This window comes from Saccharothrix sp. HUAS TT1 (genome assembly GCF_040744945.1).
Classification (GTDB): Bacteria; Actinomycetota; Actinomycetes; order Mycobacteriales; family Pseudonocardiaceae; genus Actinosynnema.
In genome coordinates this window covers 5,996,671-6,013,606 of sequence record NZ_CP160453.1, presented here as the reverse complement: position 1 = coordinate 6,013,606, position 16,936 = coordinate 5,996,671, and the positions used below count along the sequence as shown (strand labels likewise).

Below are 16,936 nucleotides of genomic sequence, written 5' to 3'. Positions count from 1 at the left end.
CACCAAGCGATCGAACGGGAGCGTAACCGTGAGGCTGGACCACCTGGACGACACCACACCGCCGGCCTCGGCCAAGGAACCCTCGGACGTCGTGAGCGAGGTCCTGTCGAGCTGGGGTCGGACGGCACGACTGTGCCTCATCCTGCTGATGGCGGCGCCGGCGGTGGCCGGAGCGGTCGGTGTGCTGCTCGTCCTCCGCGGCTGAACCCGGCGGTTGAGCGGATGACCCGCGGTTCAAGCCGTCTCGACGGGCTATCCCGTCGCCATGACCGGGCAGAACTCGCTGTTCTTCGTCGGCAACGCCACCACGGTGTTGCGGTTGGGGCCGTTCACGCTGCTCACCGACCCCAACTTCCTGCACCGCGGGCAGTGGACGCACATCGGGCAGGGCGTCCTGGCACGCCGCCGCAAGGACCCGGCCATCGGGATCGGCGAGCTGCCGCCGCTGGACGCGGTCGTGCTGTCGCACTTCCACGGCGACCACTTCGACCGGGTGGCCTCCCGCGAGCTGGACCGGGACCTGCCGATCCTCACCACCCCGCACGCGGCGCGCAGGCTGGGCCGGCGCGGGTTCCGGGAGCCGGTCGCGCTGTCGACGTGGGCCGACCTGACCCTGGCGAAGGGCGGCGCGACGCTGACCGTGACGTCGCTGCCCGGCCGGCACGCGCGGGGCAGGCTCGCCCGGTTGCTGCCGCCGGTGATGGGCAGCATGGTGGAGTACCGGGCCACGCCCGCCGCCGCCCCGCTGCGCATCTACATCAGCGGTGACACGCTCGTGCACGACGACCTGGGCGAGATCCGGGAGCGGTACCCGTCGATCGACGTCGCGGTGCTGCACCTGGGTGGCACCAAGGTGCTCGGGGTGCTGCTCACGATGGACGGCGAGCAGGGCGTGGACCTGCTGGAGCTGCTGCGCCCCCGCCAGGCCGTGCCGGTGCACTTCGACGACTACAGCGTGATGAAGTCGCCGCTGTCGGACTTCACCGCCGAGGTCGAGCGCCGCAGGCCGCCGGTCGCGGTCTCCTACGTGGACCGGGGCCGTTCGTTCACCCTGCCGGGGTAGGCGGGTCATCCCCAGATCGTGCGGACCAGCAGGAAGACGTTGAGCGCGGAGATGACGACCGCGCCCGCCGCGCCCACCAGCGTGGTGGTCCGGCGGTTCACCGCGCTGCCCATGACGTCCCGCCGCCGGCCGAGCAGCACCAGCGGGACCAGGGCGAAGGGGATGCCGAACGACAGCACCACCTGGCTGAGCACCAGCGCCTTGGTCGGGTCGACGCCGAGCGCGAGCACGACCAGCGCCGGGGCCATGGTCAGCAGCCTGCGCAGCGACAGCGGGATGCGGCGGCGCAGGAAGCCCTCCATGACGACCTGGCCGGAGTAGGTGCCGACGCTGGACGCGGCCAGGCCCGAGGCCAGCAGCGCCAGCGCGAACGCCAGCGCCGCGCCCTGGCCGAGCAGGTCGCCCAGTCCGGTGTGCATGTCCTCCAGCGACTCGCGGGGCGCGCCGCCGCCGTGGAACGCCCCCGCGGCCACGACCAGCATGCTCACGTTGACCAGCCCGGCGACGCCGAGGGCGACGACGATGTCCACGCGGCTCGCGCGCAGCGTCCGGCGTCGCGCGACGGGGTCGGTGGTGTGGTGGTGCTGGGTCAGCGCGGAGTGCAGGTAGATCACGTGCGGCATGACCGTCGCGCCCAGCATGCCGGTGGCCAGCAGGACGCTGTCCACGCCCGCGAACCCCGGCACCAGCCCGGCGGCCGCCCCGGTCAGCGGCCCGAGCTGGAGGGCCTGGTAGAGGAACCCGCCGAGCACGATCGCGAGCAGCCCGACGATCACCGACTCGAACCGCCGCCGGCGCAGCGGCGCCAGCGCCAGGAGGCCGGCCGACACCACGGCGGTGATCAGGGCGGCCGGCAGCAGCGGCACCCCGAACAGCAGGTTCAGCGCCACCGCGGCCCCGACGAACTCGGCCAGGTCGGTGGCCATCGCCACCAGCTCGGCCTGAGCCCACAGCAGGCCGGTCACCGGTCGCGGGTAGCGCTCCCGGCAGAGCTGCGGCAGGTTCCGACCGGTCACCACGCCCAGCTTGGCCGACTGGTACTGGATGAACATCGCCAACGCGCTCGCGCCGACGATCACCCACAGCAGCAGGTACCCGTGGGCGGCGCCACCCGCCATGTTGGTGGCGAAGTTGCCGGGGTCGACGTAGGCGACCGCGACCACGAACGCCGGGCCCATCACCACGGCGGCCGAGCGCAGGCGCGCCACCACCGGTGGGCTCAACGAGATGCCGACCATTCCACCGTGCCTTCCGCGCTCTCGTGGCGGTCACCCGATCAGGGTGACCGCCACGGTGGGTGATCAGGTGAGCTTGCGGATGGCCTGCTCGATCAGGCCCAGGTTGGCCGGGCTGGTCGCGTACAGCAGCGGGTCCGGCTTCGGGGCAGAAGCCTTGCCGCCGAGCGGCTGCGCGTCCATGAGGTAGGAGAACTCGTGCGCGCCGTCCGGGGTCGGTCCGGACGCCCAACGGCCCTCGGGGCCCGACGTGCCGTCGGAGTTGTGCCAGATGGTGCCGGCGTGCTCCTGGTGCTCCTCGTCGAACAGCGCGCTCGGGCTGATCGGGCCCTCCAGGCCGTCCTCTTGGAGCTCTTCGATGGCGGCCAGCCACATGTTCTGGTGCGCGGTGTCGCGGGCGAGGTTGAACTTGAGCATGTCGCGCACGCCGGGGTCGTCGGTCATGTTGTAGAGCCGCGCGGTTTGCAGCCTGCCCTGCGCCTCGGCCGCGACGTTGGCTCGGAAGTCGGCCATGAGGTTGCCGCTGGCCACGATGTACCGGCCGTTCCACGGCACCCCGTTGCTGTCCGACAGCGTCGGCCCGCCGCCGCTGACGATGGCCTGCTGCACGTCCATGCCGCCGACCACCGCGGCGATCACCGGGTCCTCCACGGCCTTCGCGGTCACCCCGGACGGCGCGCCTTCCAGGAGCCGGGCCACCATCGTCGCGAGCATCTCCACGTGGCCGATCTCCTCGGTGGCCACGTCCATGATCAAGTCCTTGTACTTGCCCTCCATGCGGCAGTTCCAGCCCTGGAACAGGTACTGCATCGTCACGGTCATCTCGCCGTACGCGCCGCCGATCAGCTCCTGGAGCTTGCGGGCGAACAGCGCGTCGGGCTGCGAGGGCTTCGCCTCGAACTGCAACTTGCTGGTGTGCAGGAACATCACGCCTCCTCGGTGGCTCAGGGCGCCGACGTTAGGAGCGGCGCATGACCGCGGCGGCGCGATCGCGGCACGGCGGCGTCACCGCCCCGTCACCGTTGCTGGTGAGAGCGCGAAAAATCATGGGTGGAGTGGTGTGCCGGGCCGATTCGAGGGCACCCGTGCGGTCTGGATGCCGCAAGTCGATGGGTAGTTGCCGATGACAGTCACCCACGCTCAACTTGCGCCCCGATCGACCATCCGCCTGCTGGACGGGTTCACCCTGGCGCGTGGTCAGGTCGAGGTGCACGTCATTCCGGTGGCCCGCAGGCTGCTGGCCCTGCTGGCGCTGCGGGAGGCCCCGGTCAGCCGGACCGTGGTGGCGGCGGCGCTGTGGCCGGATGCGACGGCCCGCCGCGCGGCGGGCTGCCTGCGGTCCACGCTGTGGCGACTGGCGGCCCCGGTCGGGCCGCTGGTCGAGTCGGCCGACGACATGCTGCGGCTGTTGCCGGACGTCGAAGTCGACTTCCGCCGCGCGTGCCTGCTCGCGGCCACGGTGGCCGCGCCGGACCACGTGCCCGACCCGGACGCCGTCGTCACGCTCAAGGCCGACCTGCTGCCGGGGTGGGACCAGGCCTGGCTGCTCGCCGAGCGGGACTGGTGGCACCAGGCGCGGCTGCGCGCGCTGGAGGCGCTCAGCGACCGGTTCCGGTCGACCGGTGACCGGCACCGCGCGCACCAGGCCGCGATGGCGGCCGTGCAGAGCGACCCGCTGCGCGAGAGCGCGCACCGCACGCTGGTGGAGCTGCACCTGGCCGACGGCAACCCCGCGCAGGCCGTGCGGCAGTACACGAGCTACCGGGTGCGGTTGCGGACCGAACTGGGGTTGGAGCCGTCGCCGGAGATCCGGCGGCTGGTCGGGCCGCTGATGGGCGCGCGGCGGTGACCGGCGGGGCGCTGGGCGCGGTCCTGGCGTGGACCGGGCTGGTGTGGCTGGGCGGGCTGGGCGTGTTCGCGCTGGCGTGCCGGTTGTCCGCGGCCGAGCCGCGCGCGTGCCGCGATGCCCGGCGGATCGCCGCGTGGCAGCGGGCGAGTCCCCGCGTCTTGGTGGCGTGCTCGTTGCTGACGGTGGTCGGCTTGGCCCTGGTCGTGGTGTACCCCGAGTGAGACCGACCGGCGTAGTCACGCCGCGTCGACCGGCGGCCTCGCCGGAATCCGAGAGGACCGCGGATCATCCGCCCCTTCGCGGGTATCCGCTTGCTTCACGACCACGAGAGGCAGAGCGATGAACGGAGCCATGAAGGCCATCGCCGTCACAGGCGTGGGTGCGGCGGTGGCGGTCGGCCGGCGGATGACGTCACGTCGGCGCGAGCTGCACCGCGACCGGTTGGACCACTGGCTGGCCGTGACGGTCGACCGCCCGCTGGACGTGTTGGCGGGTCCGGCGCAGTTGCCGGAGCCCCTGGAGCGGCTGCGGGCGGGGATCGACGTGCGGTTCCGCCCCGCGCCGGGAGACCGGGGCACCGAGCTGCTGGCGTGCCCGAAGGAGGGCGGCGACGTGTCGCGCGAGGACCTGCGCGCGGCGATGCGCAAGGCGAAGTCGCTGCTGGAGACCGGCACGGTCATCCGGCCGGACACACCGCCGTCCACGCACCCCGGACCGGCGGGGAAGGTGCTGCGGACGGTGATCGGCAAATCGATGGGAGAGGGTCGGCTGTGAGGGCTTTGTGCTGGGAGGGCGTCAACGACGTGCGGGTGCAGGACGTGCCCGACCCGAAGATCCTCAACGACGGCGACCTCGTCCTCAGGGTGCGGTTGAGCACCGCGTGCGGCTCGGACCTGCACCTGCTGACCGGGCACATCCCGTTCATGCAGGCCGGTGACGTGATCGGGCACGAGTTCATGGGCGAGGTGGTCGAGGTCGGCCCCGACGTGACCCGCCACAAGGTCGGCGACCGGGTCGTCGTGGCGTCGTTCATCGGCTGCGGGCGGTGCTGGTACTGCCGCAACGACCTGTGGTCGCTGTGCGACAACACCAACACCAACCCCGGCATCACGCAGGCGCTGTGGGGCGCGGACCCCGGCGGGATCTTCGGCTACTCGCACGCGATGGGCGGCTTCAAGGGCAGTCACGCCGAGTACGTGCGCGTGCCCTTCGCCGACTACAACGCCATCCCGATCCCGGAGGCGGTGGACGACCTGAGCGCGGTGTTCGCCTCCGACTCGGCGCCGACCGGGTGGATGGGCGCGGACCTGGGCGGGGTGGCGCCGGGCGATGTCGTCGCGGTGTGGGGCAGCGGCGCGGTCGGGCAGATGGCGGCCCGCTCGGCGCAGTTGCTCGGCGCCGAGCGCGTCGTCGTGATCGACCGCTTCGACTACCGGCTGGGGCAGGCCGAGCAGGTCTTCGGTCTGGAGACGCTCAACTACGAGCACGTCGACATCGGCGCCGCGCTGCGCGAGATGACCGGTGGCCGCGGTCCGGACGTGTGCATCGAGGCGGTCGGCTGCGAGGCGCACAGCTACGGTCCGCAGTACGCCTACGACCAGGTCAAGAGCAAGCTGAAGCTGGAGACCGACCGGCCGATCGCGGTGCGCGAGGCGATCCACAACTGCCGCAAGGGCGGTTCGGTGTTCGTGCTCGGCGTGTTCAGCGGGATCGTCGACAAGTTCCCGCTCGGCGCGGTGATGAACAAGGGCCTCACCCTGCGCGGCGCCCAGCAGCACGGGCAGCGCTACATCCCGATGCTGCTCGACCGGATGGCCTCGGGCGAGCTGAAGACCACCCACCTCGCGACCCACGTCCTGCCTCTGGAAGAGGGCGCACGCGGCTACCAGTTGTTCAAGGACAAGGAGGACGACTGCGTGCGCGCGGTCTTCCGACCCTGAGCCCGACCACGCGCGCGCGAGCCGTGCGCGGCGCCCGGTGACCCGACCGGGCGCGTGCGGGGAGACCCCGCGGAGCGAGCCGGCGCGCCCGGCTCCGCGGGGCCCACCACCCGGCGGGCGCCGGCGCGCTCACCGGCTGGAGGCCCGCACCACCAGCTTCGTCGGCAGGAACGCGGGCGCCGGCTTCTCGCCGCCGTGCACCATGGTCAGCACGGCCCGCGCCGCCGCCACCCCGATCCCCGCCTTGTCCTGCGCCAACGTCGTCAGCGGCGGGTCGACCAGCGCGGCCAGCTCGATGTCGTCGAACCCGACCACGGCCAGGTCCTCCGGCACCCGCAGCCCCGCGTGCCTGGCCGCCAGCAACGCGCCCACCGCCATCTCGTCACTGGCGCAGAACACGGCCGTCGGCGGTTCGGGCAGGGCGATCAGCGACCGCATCGCCGCCTGCCCGCTGGGCCGGTAGAAGTCGCCCTCCACCACGTACCCGTCGGGCACCGCCAACCCCGCTTCGGTCATGGCCGCGCGGAAGCCGACCAGCCGGTCCGCCGCGGGCCGGTTCGCCCGCGGCCCGGTGATCGTGGCGACCCGCCGGTGGCCCGCGTCGACCAGGTGCCGCACCGCCATCGCCGCGCCGCCGACGTTGTCCGAGGTCACGTACGTCGCCCGGGGCCCGTCGACGGCCACGTCCACCGCCACGCACGGCAGGCCCGACTGGGCGAACGCGGCGAACGCCGACGCGTCCGACCCGCTGTCGATGAGCACCAGCCCGCCCAGGTGGTGCCGCCGGGTCATGTTCACGTACGCCACCGGGTCGGCCAGCGACGCGCCGACCGCCCGCAGCGCCGCCGACCCGCTCGTGGCCAGCATCAGCAGGTGGTAACCGTGCGCGCTGAGCGCCGACTTCAGCCCGATCAGCAGCTCCTGGAGGTACGGGTGCCGCCAGCCCGGCCTGCGGTGGTCGGTGTCCCACACCAGGCCGATCAACCCGGACCGCTTGGTGGCCAGCGCGCGCGCCGACTCGTTGGGCCGGTAGTCCAGCTCGCGGGCCACCCGCTCGACCACTTCGCGCTTTTCCTTGCTCACCGTCAGCGGCTGGTTGAAAACGCGCGAAACGGTCGCCACCGACACCCCGCAGAGCTGGGCGATCTCACGGATCGTTGGCATCTCGCCCCTTTCTTTGTAACCGCTTACAGAGTCGTGGGCACCACGTCCTGACCAGGCTGGACACCGTACCACCTGCGCAAACGCCAAACGTCTGGAACGGCCAGGTTATCGCTTTGTTACTTGACGGTGTCGCGCCCCGGAGCTGTCATGTACACCACACCGGCCGGAGCGGGGCTCCGGTCGAATTCGCCGGAAACCCCCGGATCGACCCACCGCGTGTCCGGCGTGCCCGAAACAGGAAAGGGAGCCGTGGAAATGAGACGAACCGGGACCGTGATCGGCGTCGGTCTGCTGGCGGCGAGCCTGCTCGCCGGTTGCGGCGACGCGAGCGACGGCAAGACCAGGATCACCATCGGCCTGTTCGGCAACTTCGGCTACCAGCAGTTGTTCGAGGAGTACGAGAAGGCGCACCCCGACGTCGACATCACCGACCGGACCGCCTCCTACTCCGACCACCACAAGAACCTCGCCGCCCACCTGGCCACCAACAACGGCGCGGCCGACGTCGAGGCCGTCGACGTCGGCTACATCAACCAGTTCAAGGCCAACCCCGGCCAGTTCGTCGAGCTGAAGTCCGACATCAAGGACCGCTGGCTGGACTGGAAGTGGGAGGGCTCGCTGTCCAAGGACGGCAAGCAGATCGGCTACGGCACCGACATCGGCGGCCTGGCCATCTGCTACCGCCGCGACCTGTTCGAGAAGGCCGGCCTGCCCAGCGACCGCGACCAGGTCTCCGCGCTGTGGCCCACGTGGGAGGAGTTCATGGCCACCGGCAAGCGGTTCGCGGCCAACGCCCCCGAAGGCGCGAAGTTCTTCGACGGCGGCCCGACCGTGCTCAACGCGATCGTCGGCCAGGCGCCCACCGGCTACTACGACAAGAACGACAAGATCGTCGTCGGTGACAACGCCGAGATCCGCAAGGGCTGGAACCTCGTCTCGCAGGCCGTGGCCGACGGGCTGTCCGCCGGGCTGCTGCACAGCACCCCGCAGTGGAACACCGGCTTCAAGCAGGGCCAGTTCGCCACCCTCGCCTGCCCGGCCTGGATGATGGCCAAGATCAAGGACCAGGCGCCCGACACCGCGGGCAACTGGGACCTCGCGGCCGTGCCCGGCGGCGGCGGCAACTGGGGCGGCTCGTACCTGACCGTGCCCAAGCAGGGCAAGAACGTCGACAAGGCCGTCGAGCTGGCCACCTGGCTGACCGCGCCCGAGCAGCAGGCCAAGGTCTTCGCCAACGCGGGCCTGCTCCCGTCCGCGCCGAAGCTCTACAGCGAGGAGTCGGTGGCCAAGAAGACCGACCCGTTCTTCCACGACGCCCCGGTCGGCAAGGTGTTCACCGACGCCGCCCGCGCCCTCAAGCCGCAGTACCAGGGCCCGAAGGCCGGTGACGTGCAGACCGAGATGGGCAACGCCATGCAGCGCGTCGAGCAGGGCAAGCAGAGCCCGGACGAGTCGTGGAACCAGTTCGTCGGCGACGTCAAGAGGCTCGAGGACTGATGAAGACGGACTGGCGCGAACGCCGCCACCGGTGGGACATCCGGTACGCGCCGTACGCCTACATCGCGCCGTACTTCCTGCTGTTCGCGGTGTTCGGCCTGTTCCCCCTGCTCTACACCGCGTGGGTGTCGATGCAGGACCGCAACCTGCTCGACGGCGACGCGGCGACGTTCATCGGGCTGGACAACTACGTCCAGCTGCTCACCGCGGACCCGTACTTCTGGAACGCGATGGGCAACACGCTCAGCCTGTGGTTGCTCACCACGGTCCCGCAGATCCTGTTCGCGCTCGGCATCGCGCAGCTGCTCAACCGGCGGCTGCGCGGCCGGACGTTCTTCCGGATGGGCGTGCTGCTGCCGAACATCACCTCGGTGGCGGCGGTGACGATCATCTTCGCCCAGCTGTTCGGCCGGGACTTCGGCCTGATCAACTGGGGGCTGGAGCTGTTCGGCGCCGGCCGGGTCGACTGGCAGGCCGGCACCGGCAGCTCGCACACCGCCATCGCGGCGATGGTGGTGTGGCGCTGGACCGGCTACCACGCGCTGATCTTCCTGGCCTCCATGCAGGCCATCCCGACCAGCGTGTACGAGGCGGCCCGGCTGGACGGCGCGAGCGCCTGGCAGCAGTTCTGGCGGATCACCGTGCCGATGCTGCGCCCGCAGATCATCTTCTCCACCGTGATCGCCACCGCGGGCAACATGCGGTTGCTGGCCGAGCCGCTGCTGTTCAACCCCGGCGCGGGCGCCGCGACCGGCGGCTCGGACCGGCAGTTCCAGACCGCCGCGCTGTACCTCTACGAGCAGGGCTTCGCCAAGTTCGACTTCGGCTACGCGTCGGCCATCGCGTGGCTGCTGCTCATCGCGACGGTCGCCATCACCGGGTTGAGCTACCTGGCCGCGCGCCGCATCCGGACCGACTGAAGGGCTGGGGAAGATGACCAGCGTGCTCGAACGGCCGGCGCCCCCGGCCGCGCCGCCCGGCAGACGGCGCAAGGCGTTGCGGATGCCCGGCCCGTGGACCTACGCGGCCCTGATCGCGGTGCTCGCCGGTTCGGCGTTCCCCGTGTACTGGTCGCTCGTCGTGTCGTCGCAGACGCCCGACAAGGTGGACAGCGTGCCGCCGGTGCTGGTGCCCGGCGGCAACCTGTTCGCCAACATCGCGCGGGTGTTCGACCAGTCGGACTTCGCGCTGGCGATGATGAACTCGCTGATCGTGTCGGGGACCATCACCGTGTCGGTGGTGTTCTTCTCCACGCTGGCCGGGTTCGCCTTCGCCAAGCTCCGGTTCCGCGGCCGGTCGGCGCTCATGCTGCTGGTGGTCGCCACCCAGGCGGTGCCCACCGAGCTGGGCGTCATCCCGCTGTACATGATGATGAGCGACTTCGGCTGGGCCGGCGAGATCCACGCGGTCATCGTCCCCGGCCTGGTCACCGCGTTCGGCGTGTTCTTCATGCGGCAGTACTTCGAGCGGGCCGTGCCCGACGAGCTGCTGGAGGCGGGCCGGATGGACGGCTGCAGCTCGCTGCGTTTGTACTGGCACGTGGTGCTGCCCGCCGCCCGCCCGGCCGCCGCCGTGCTCGGCCTGTTCACGTTCATGCAGGCGTGGAACGACTTCTTCTGGCCACTGGTGGTGCTGACCCCGGAGAACCCGACCGTGCAGACCGCGCTGTCGACGTTGGCCAGCGGCTACACCACCGACTACACCCTCGTGCTCACCGCGGCGACGATCGGCACCGTGCCGGTGCTCGCGGTGTTCCTCCTGTTCGGCCGGCAGATCGTCGGCGGGATCATGCAAGGAGCGCTCAAAGGATGACCGACTTCCCCCAAGGGTTCCGCTGGGGCGTCGCCACTTCGGCCTACCAGATCGAAGGGGCCGTGGACGCCGACGGGAGAGGACCGTCGATCTGGGACGCGTTCGGCGCGGTGCCGGGCGCGATCGCGGGCGGCGACACCGGGGCCGTGGCCTGCGACCACTACCACCGGGCGCCCGAGGACCTGGCGCTGCTCGGCGAGCTGGGCGTGGACGCCTACCGGTTCTCGGTGTCGTGGCCGCGGGTCCTGCCGACCGGCGCGGGCCGGGTCGAGCAGCGCGGCCTGGACTTCTACCGCGGGCTGGTCGACGGGCTGCTGGAGCGCGGCATCGAGCCGTTCCTCACCCTGTACCACTGGGACCTGCCGCAGGCGTTGGAGGAGCTGGGCGGCTGGCGTTCCCGCGACACCGCCGAGCGGTTCGCCGAGTACGCCGCGATCGTGCACGACGCGCTGGGCGACCGGGTGTCGAAGTGGACGACGTTCAACGAGCCGTACGTGTCCTCGATCGTCGGCTACGGCGAGGGCAGGCACGCGCCCGGCGCGCGGGAGGGCCACGGCTCGCTCGCCGCCGCCCACCACCTGATGGTGGCGCACGGGCTCGCGGTGCGGGCCATGCGCGGCACGGCCGGGCACGAGTTCGGCATCGTGCTCAACCAGTCGCCGTCGACCCCGGTCACCTCGTCGGAGGCGGACGTCGCCGCGGCGCGCAGGCACGACCTGCTGCTGCGCCGCCAGTTCACCGAGCCGCTGTTCGCCGGGCAGTACCCGGAGGACTACGAGGAGACGTTCGCCGGTGTCACCGACCTGTCGTTCCGGCAGGACGGCGACCTGGAGCTGATCTCCACGCCGCTGGACTACGTGGGCATCAACTACTACTACCGGCAGCACGTGGCCGACGCGCCGCACCGCGACCCGGACCCGGCCACCCGCACGTCCATCGACGTCGGCATCGACACGACCCGCCTGCCGGACGTGCCGCGCACCGCGATGAACTGGCCGGTCGAGCCGCACGGGCTGACCGACACGCTGGTGGGGCTGAAGGAGCGCTACCCGGACCTGCCGCCGGTGTACGTCACCGAGAACGGCTGCGTGTACCCGGACAACCCCGGCTTCGACGACCAGGAGCGCATCGACTACCTGCGCAGCCACCTGGCGGCGGCGGGCGACGCGGTCGCCGCCGGGGTCGACCTGCGCGGCTACTTCGTGTGGTCGTTCCTGGACAACTTCGAGTGGGCGCACGGCTACAAGCACCGGTTCGGCCTCGTCCACGTGGACTACGAGACGCTGGTCCGCACGCCGCGGGCGAGCTTCCACTGGTACCGGGACCTGATCGCCGAGAAGCGCTGACCCCGGAGGAGCGTGATCGCCGGGCAACGGGGCGCGGACGGCCGGTGCGACCTCGCGAGCAGGTCGGGTCGGTCGGCCGCGCCCCGCGGTGATCTGCGAGGTCACCGTCGCGCGGAGGCGCGTCCGTGCGACGGTGACCGTGGGGGTGGTGGCGCGCCCGCGCGGCGGTGACCGTTCGGGTGGTGGCGGCCGGCCCCCGAGCCGGGCACGCTCGGAGGCGGGAGGACCGCCTTGGCCGTGTCACCTGAGCACGCGTCATCGGAGTGCGTGCCGCCGGAGTACGCGCCCGACACCGGACCACGGGCGCTGGCCGTGCGGCTGGGCGCGCTCGCCTCAGCCGGCGTGCCCGTGCCGTGCCGGGTCTACGTCGGCCTGCACGAGCCGGGGGACACCCCGCCGCAGCACGCCGTCGTCACGCACGCCGTGGCGCGGCACTTCGCGTCCGGCGACACCACCGCGCTGCCGCGGTTCACCACGAACCCGTCGCCGCTGCAGCGCGTGTACGACGCGGCGTCGCTCGGGCGGGTGGACGCGCTCGGCGGCGACCTGGCGGCGTTCCCCGCCGACCTGGCCTCGGACCTGTGGCGCCGGGTGCGCGAACGGCTCGCCGAGCCGGACGACCGCGTGGCTGCCGCCGAGGTGCTGCTGCGGCTCGGCTACCAGCGGCACGCGGCCGACGTGCTCGGCATGACGTCGGTCGACGCCCGCACGCACGTGTTCGACCCGGCGTCGGCGGTGAAGCAGCTGGCGGTGCTGTACTGGCACCCGAACGCGCCGCGCGACCTGGAGGCGCTGGCCCTGCGCGGCGCGCGGGACGAGCGGCTGCCCGCCGACGCGCGGCGCTCGCTGGCGCTGTTCGTCGTGGTCCGCAACGGCCGGCGCGGCGAGGACGGCCCCGCGCTGCACGAGGCCGCCGCCCTGGCCTCGGCGCTGCCGCCGGCGGACGGGCCGGCCCGGCAGTCGCTGCACCGGGCCCTGGCGTTCGTGCCGTTCCTGCGCGGTGACGTCGCGGGCACGTTCCGGCTGCTGGACCTGGCGGCGCAGGCCCAGGAGTCGAGCAGGCCGACGGGGGAGCTGGAGCGGCTGGCGTGGGTCGACCACGCGTTCCCGCTGCACGAGACGATCACCAAGACCCACCTGCGCACCGGCTCGCCGGACCCCGCCGTCACCGCGTCGGACGAGCTGGTGGCGCTCGCGCCGCACGACCACCGCACGTGGGCCGTGCGCGGTGACGCGCTGCTGGCCGCGCGGCGGTGGGAGGAGGCCGTCGAGGCGTTCGACCGCGGCGTCGCGCTGGGCGGCCTGCCCGCGGCCCGTGCCGCGTTCCTGCGCGGCTGGGCGTTCGAGCGGGTCGGGCGGCCCGCCGAGGCGGCCGAGTCCTACCGGCTCTCGCAGCGGATCGACCCGACCGCGCCGGTGGTCGCCGACCGCCTCGTCAGGACGGCCACGGGTTCGGCGTGCAGACCTTCCCGTCCGCGGTGACCACGACGCCCTGGTCGCTGCCGGTGGTGATCGACGCCAGCTCGTCGTTGGCCACGCTGAACGTCTGCTGCATCATCACCGGCGCGGGCGCGCCGTCCTGCTGGCACACCTCGTGGCCGTGGCCGAGGAAGTGTCCGACCTCGTGGTTGACCGCGTAGACCCGGTACCCGCGCAGGTCGTCGCCGAAGGTGTGCGCGCCGCGGAACCAGCGCGCGGTGCTCAGGTGCACGGCCGACCCGACCCGGCACGACGTGTCGTAGGGCAGCTCGAAGCCGCACAGCGCCCGCGCGGTCTCCTGGGACGTCAGCCTGATCCGCAGCTCCGGCTCCACGTCACCGCCCACCCGGCGCAGCTGGTGCCGGACCGACCACCCGCGCGGGTGCCGCAACGCGTGGTCGACCACGGCGGCGAACGAGTCGTCGCCCTGAGGCAGCACCACCCCGTCCTCCACCTCGACGGTGTAGGCGATGCCGTTCGCGGCGGTGGCCGGCGGCGGCACGACGTGCCACGTGCCCGCGCCCCGCTCGGGGAACGCCGGTCCGGCGGGCAGGTCCGCGCCGGACCGGAACGACTCGACCTGCGGCGCGGCCTGCGTCGGCGTCGCCGGGGCCGCGGTCGGCTCCGCGCCAACGGTCGGCGCCGCGCCGGTGGCCGGCCGCTCCGCGGTGGTGGGCCGGGCCGCCATCCCGGCGTCCAGCGCCACCACCGCCGCCGCGGCCAGGCACAACCCGGTCAGGTAGGGCGCGAGCGGGAACGTCCTCATGCGGGCTCCAGACCGGCCGCGTCGTAGGCGCAGGCCGCGTTCCACAGCAGGAACGACGGCGCGCCTGCGTCCGCCGACGCCTTGACCTGCGCCTGCACCTCGCCGGGGCCGTAGTGGTGGCCCAGCGAGAACGCCTGCAGCCACGGGACCACCGTCGCGCCGGTGCCCTGGGCCATCCCGACGAAGTCCGCCACCGACGCCCGCACGATCTCGTAGGGCTTGCTGTTCGGGTCGTCCACGCCGTACTCGCCGGGACCCCAGTGCGACGGGTAGACCATCGGCGCGACGTAGTCGACGTGCGCCGAGATGGCCGGGATGTCCTGCGCGACGTCCTGCGGGCTGTGCGCGGCGATGCCGAACACCGACGCGCCCAGGTACGCGCCCAGCGGCCGGACCGCGGCCCGGTTGTCCTTCAGGAAGTCCACTATCGACTGCTCCGGGCTGGTGGCCAGGCCGGGGAACACCATCTGCCCGAGCGGGCCGTCCGGCCGGCGCACGTAGTCGTAGAGGACGTCGTCGAAGCCGAGCGACGCGGCCTCCTTGGCGATGGCGATGTTGTAGTCGCGCACCTCGGCGTTGGCGAAGTTGGTGAACGCGTACTGGCCGTAGTGCGCCGACCAGGGCGCGCCCGCGGTGTTCTGCGCGACCCGGTCGCGCGCGCCCGAGTCCCACGACGCCTTGCCCAGCACCGGGTCGCGGAACGCCACCAGCCTGCCGACCACCCGCAGCCCGAGCCCGTGCAGCTCCTCGACCACCGCGCGGGCGTCGTAGTAGTTGCGGTTCGCGCCGATCTCCCTGGCCAGCGGCACCTGAGAGTCGTAGCCGATCTCGCCGCTCTCGTCCTTGACGTCGAGCTGCACGGTGTCGATGCGGCCCTCGCGGGCCATCGCCAGCACCGGGTCCCGCAGCGACGCCGTCGCCCACGCGGCGGCGCTCATGTGCACCGCGCGCATCCCCGGGTGGGTGACCTTGACCGCCGCCTCGTGGCGCTGCGCGTTGCCCGCGGCGTCGCGGGCCTCGACCACGACACCGGTGGGCACCGATGCCAGCGACGCCTCGAACCGGCCGTCCCGGACCGGCACCTCCTGGTCGCCGACCTTCACCGACTCCGCGCCGTCGGCGCTGCCCTTCACCGTCACCGGGCCGCGCGGCGACTCCGCCTCCGCCACGTCCACCTGCAGCGAGGGCGGCGTGGCGTCCACGGTGAAACCGCGCTCCAGCTCCACGTCCGGCATCCACGGCAGGGGGTTGGCCGCCCGCACCGACAGCGTGTGCGCGCCCTCGGCGAGCTCCACCCCGGTCAACGTCATGCGGCCGTCGGCGCGTCGCACCTTCACCGGCTGTCCGTCCACGTGCACGGTGACACGGTCGAGCCCGCCGGCCTCCGCGGTGGTGATGGACACGCGCTCGACCCCCGAAGGAGTGACGGTGCTCCCGTCCGACAGGTCCGCCACCGCCAGCCCGACACCGCGGCCGTGCACGATCGTCGTGACGACCCCCGCGATCAGCAGCAGCACCACGACCCCGACGGCGGGTATCAGCACGCGCTTGAGCTTCCGGGGCGAATCCGTCATCGACCGGCTCCGATCTGGTGAGGCGTCAACCACCAGCGACTAGCCCGGAAGTGGGTGGGCAAACCGAAGGTCATCCGATGGTGTGTACACCGGTGTCGACCGGGCCGGGGCGCGGAACCATCGCGGGGTGAACAGCTCCTCGCCGAGGTCCGCCCTGACCGCTGCGGCGCTCGTCGCGGCCCTGTGCTGCGCCTGCTCCGCCGAACCCGCCGTCCCGGCCGAGCAGGCCGCGGCGCAGCTGCCCGCGCCCTCGTCGGCCGGGTCCGCCGCGCCGTCGTCCTCGGCGCCGCCCGACCCGGCGGCGGTGGGGGCCAACGAGCTGGGCCAGGTCCCGATCCTGATGTACCACCGGCTGGTGGAGCAGCCGACGTCGGTCTACGACCGCACGCCGGCGGCGTTCCGCGCGGAGCTGGAGCGGCTGGCCGACGAGGGCTACGTGCCGGTGACGACCACCGAGTACGCGACCGGGCGGATCGACCTGCCCGCGGGCGCGCACCCCGTCGTGCTGACCTTCGACGACGGCGACGCCACCCAGTTCGCGCTCGGCCCGGACGGGCAGCCCGCGCCCGGCACGGCGATCGCCATCCTGCTCGACGTGGCCGCGAGCCGTCCCGGCTTCCGGCCGGTGGCGAGCCTGTACGTCAACGGCGGGCCGTTCGCCTCGCCCGACGGCGCGGCGCTGCGGTGGCTGCACGAGCGCGGTTTCGAGATCGGCAACCACACGCTGGAGCACACCAACCTCGCCCAGGCCGGTGACCGGCAGGTGCAGGAGGCCATCGTGGCCGGGCAGCGGGAGATCCAGCGGGTGGTGCCGGAACAGCGGGTGACGAGCCTCGCGCTGCCGTTCGGCGCCGTGCCGGGGAACCCGGCGCTGGCCGCGCGCGGCGCCGCCGGCGGCGTGGCCTACGACTACGCGTGCGTGCTGATGGTCGGCGCCGGGCCCGCGCCGTCACCGTTCGCGGCGGACTTCGACCCGGTGCGGACCCCGCGCATCCGGTCGCAGGACGCGACCGGCGAGGACGCCCGCTACGGCTCGACGGCGTGGCTGGACCAGCTGGCCGCCGACCCGCGGCAGCGCTACACGTCGGACGGGGTGGCGGACCGGATCTCCTACCCGACCGCCGCCGGCTCCACCCCCGCGCCGCAGTTCGCGGAGCGCGCGGTCGGCTACTGAGGCGAGGACGGCCCGGGAGGGGTCGGCCCCCTCACGC

General features: G+C 72.7%; 17 protein-coding genes. 12 read left to right on the top strand and 5 right to left on the bottom strand.

From position 1 onward, the window contains the following. Positions 1-28 precede the first annotated feature (28 nt). Together AB0F89_RS27095 and AB0F89_RS27090 are read left to right on the top strand one after the other, a co-directional pair. Positions 29-205 (top strand): hypothetical protein, encoded by a 177-nt coding sequence (locus AB0F89_RS27095; RefSeq protein ID WP_367128430.1) that lies wholly within the window; start codon positions 29-31, stop codon positions 203-205. Positions 206-265: 60 nt separating this feature from the next. Then, a complete protein-coding gene (locus AB0F89_RS27090) occupies positions 266-1,063 on the top strand; it encodes an MBL fold metallo-hydrolase (protein WP_367128429.1) in 798 nt (265 codons plus the stop codon). A 5-nt stretch (positions 1,064-1,068) separates the two neighbouring features. Here AB0F89_RS27090 and AB0F89_RS27085 read toward each other — a convergent pair whose 3' ends face one another. Together AB0F89_RS27085 and AB0F89_RS27080 are read right to left on the bottom strand one after the other, a co-directional pair. Further along, a complete protein-coding gene (locus AB0F89_RS27085; RefSeq protein ID WP_367128428.1) occupies positions 1,069-2,301 on the bottom strand; it encodes an Nramp family divalent metal transporter in 1,233 nt (410 codons plus the stop codon). A gap of 63 nt (positions 2,302-2,364) precedes the next feature. Next, positions 2,365-3,225, bottom strand: coding sequence for a manganese catalase family protein (locus tag AB0F89_RS27080; protein ID WP_367128427.1), 861 nt, complete (start codon positions 3,223-3,225; stop codon positions 2,365-2,367). Positions 3,226-3,421: 196 nt separating this feature from the next. On the opposite strand from AB0F89_RS27080, the gene AB0F89_RS27075 reads away from it, so the two are divergent. The 4 genes from AB0F89_RS27075 to AB0F89_RS27060 all read left to right on the top strand — a co-directional run bounded on the left by AB0F89_RS27075 (position 3,422) and on the right by AB0F89_RS27060 (position 6,087). Beyond that, positions 3,422-4,147 carry a BTAD domain-containing putative transcriptional regulator gene (locus tag AB0F89_RS27075; RefSeq protein ID WP_367128426.1) on the top strand — a complete coding sequence of 242 codons (726 nt, stop codon included), beginning with the start codon at positions 3,422-3,424 and terminating at the stop codon, positions 4,145-4,147. Beyond that, positions 4,144-4,368, top strand: coding sequence for a hypothetical protein (locus tag AB0F89_RS27070; RefSeq protein WP_367128425.1), 225 nt, complete (start codon positions 4,144-4,146; stop codon positions 4,366-4,368). Before AB0F89_RS27075 ends, AB0F89_RS27070 begins: the two co-directional genes overlap by 4 nt. A 118-nt stretch (positions 4,369-4,486) precedes the next feature. Then, the gene (locus AB0F89_RS27065; protein WP_367128424.1) at positions 4,487-4,921 is read left to right on the top strand and encodes a hypothetical protein; all 435 of its coding nucleotides are present in this window, start codon (positions 4,487-4,489) and stop codon (positions 4,919-4,921) included. Further along, complete coding sequence (locus tag AB0F89_RS27060) at positions 4,918-6,087, top strand: zinc-dependent alcohol dehydrogenase (protein WP_367128423.1); 1,170 nt, start codon at positions 4,918-4,920, stop codon at positions 6,085-6,087. The genes AB0F89_RS27065 and AB0F89_RS27060 overlap by 4 nt, the downstream gene beginning before the upstream one ends. A 129-nt stretch (positions 6,088-6,216) precedes the next feature. Here AB0F89_RS27060 and AB0F89_RS27055 read toward each other — a convergent pair whose 3' ends face one another. After that, positions 6,217-7,251: a LacI family DNA-binding transcriptional regulator gene (locus tag AB0F89_RS27055; protein WP_367128422.1), complete on the bottom strand. Its 1,035-nt coding sequence runs from the start codon at positions 7,249-7,251 to the stop codon at positions 6,217-6,219. 255 nt (positions 7,252-7,506) lie between these two features. Here AB0F89_RS27055 and AB0F89_RS27050 point away from each other — a divergent pair, with 255 nt between their 5' ends. From AB0F89_RS27050 to AB0F89_RS27030, 5 genes are all read left to right on the top strand, one after another. Beyond that, positions 7,507-8,748 carry an ABC transporter substrate-binding protein gene (locus tag AB0F89_RS27050; RefSeq protein WP_367128421.1) on the top strand — a complete coding sequence of 414 codons (1,242 nt, stop codon included), beginning with the start codon at positions 7,507-7,509 and terminating at the stop codon, positions 8,746-8,748. Beyond that, positions 8,748-9,668 carry a carbohydrate ABC transporter permease gene (locus tag AB0F89_RS27045; protein ID WP_367128420.1) on the top strand — a complete coding sequence of 307 codons (921 nt, stop codon included), beginning with the start codon at positions 8,748-8,750 and terminating at the stop codon, positions 9,666-9,668. The genes AB0F89_RS27050 and AB0F89_RS27045 overlap by 1 nt, the downstream gene beginning before the upstream one ends. A 13-nt stretch (positions 9,669-9,681) precedes the next feature. Then, the gene (locus AB0F89_RS27040; protein WP_367128419.1) at positions 9,682-10,560 is read left to right on the top strand and encodes a carbohydrate ABC transporter permease; all 879 of its coding nucleotides are present in this window, start codon (positions 9,682-9,684) and stop codon (positions 10,558-10,560) included. Continuing rightward, positions 10,557-11,906 (top strand): GH1 family beta-glucosidase, encoded by a 1,350-nt coding sequence (locus AB0F89_RS27035; RefSeq protein WP_367128418.1) that lies wholly within the window; start codon positions 10,557-10,559, stop codon positions 11,904-11,906. Before AB0F89_RS27040 ends, AB0F89_RS27035 begins: the two co-directional genes overlap by 4 nt. 237 nt (positions 11,907-12,143) lie before the next feature. Then, positions 12,144-13,388, top strand: a complete 1,245-nt coding sequence (locus AB0F89_RS27030; protein WP_367128417.1) for a tetratricopeptide repeat protein — start codon at positions 12,144-12,146, stop codon at positions 13,386-13,388. On the opposite strand, the gene AB0F89_RS27025 is transcribed toward AB0F89_RS27030, so the two are convergent. After that, complete coding sequence (locus AB0F89_RS27025) at positions 13,342-14,151, bottom strand: DUF3152 domain-containing protein (RefSeq protein WP_367128416.1); 810 nt, start codon at positions 14,149-14,151, stop codon at positions 13,342-13,344. The two genes, AB0F89_RS27030 and AB0F89_RS27025, sit on opposite strands and share 47 nt — an antisense overlap. Then, complete coding sequence (locus AB0F89_RS27020; RefSeq protein ID WP_367128415.1) at positions 14,148-15,725, bottom strand: putative glycoside hydrolase; 1,578 nt, start codon at positions 15,723-15,725, stop codon at positions 14,148-14,150. The genes AB0F89_RS27025 and AB0F89_RS27020 overlap by 4 nt, the downstream gene beginning before the upstream one ends. A gap of 127 nt (positions 15,726-15,852) precedes the next feature. On the opposite strand from AB0F89_RS27020, the gene AB0F89_RS27015 reads away from it, so the two are divergent. Beyond that, a complete protein-coding gene (locus AB0F89_RS27015) occupies positions 15,853-16,899 on the top strand; it encodes a polysaccharide deacetylase family protein (protein ID WP_367128414.1) in 1,047 nt (348 codons plus the stop codon). Positions 16,900-16,936 lie beyond the last annotated feature (37 nt).

Bases quoted from the DNA above. Each gene is read 5' to 3' on its own strand.
- AB0F89_RS27090 (WP_367128429.1), top strand. From the start codon at position 266: ATGACCGGGCAGAACTCGCTGTTCTTCGTCGGCAACGCCACCACGGTG.
- AB0F89_RS27085 (WP_367128428.1), bottom strand. From the start codon at position 2,301: ATGGTCGGCATCTCGTTGAGCCCACCGGTGGTGGCGCGCCTGCGCTCG.
- AB0F89_RS27080 (WP_367128427.1), bottom strand. From the start codon at position 3,225: ATGTTCCTGCACACCAGCAAGTTGCAGTTCGAGGCGAAGCCCTCGCAG.
- AB0F89_RS27075 (WP_367128426.1), top strand. From the start codon at position 3,422: ATGACAGTCACCCACGCTCAACTTGCGCCCCGATCGACCATCCGCCTG.
- AB0F89_RS27065 (WP_367128424.1), top strand. From the start codon at position 4,487: ATGAACGGAGCCATGAAGGCCATCGCCGTCACAGGCGTGGGTGCGGCG.
- AB0F89_RS27055 (WP_367128422.1), bottom strand. From the start codon at position 7,251: ATGCCAACGATCCGTGAGATCGCCCAGCTCTGCGGGGTGTCGGTGGCG.
- AB0F89_RS27050 (WP_367128421.1), top strand. From the start codon at position 7,507: ATGAGACGAACCGGGACCGTGATCGGCGTCGGTCTGCTGGCGGCGAGC.
- AB0F89_RS27045 (WP_367128420.1), top strand. From the start codon at position 8,748: ATGAAGACGGACTGGCGCGAACGCCGCCACCGGTGGGACATCCGGTAC.
- AB0F89_RS27040 (WP_367128419.1), top strand. From the start codon at position 9,682: ATGACCAGCGTGCTCGAACGGCCGGCGCCCCCGGCCGCGCCGCCCGGC.
- AB0F89_RS27035 (WP_367128418.1), top strand. From the start codon at position 10,557: ATGACCGACTTCCCCCAAGGGTTCCGCTGGGGCGTCGCCACTTCGGCC.
- AB0F89_RS27025 (WP_367128416.1), bottom strand. From the start codon at position 14,151: ATGAGGACGTTCCCGCTCGCGCCCTACCTGACCGGGTTGTGCCTGGCC.
- AB0F89_RS27020 (WP_367128415.1), bottom strand. From the start codon at position 15,725: ATGACGGATTCGCCCCGGAAGCTCAAGCGCGTGCTGATACCCGCCGTC.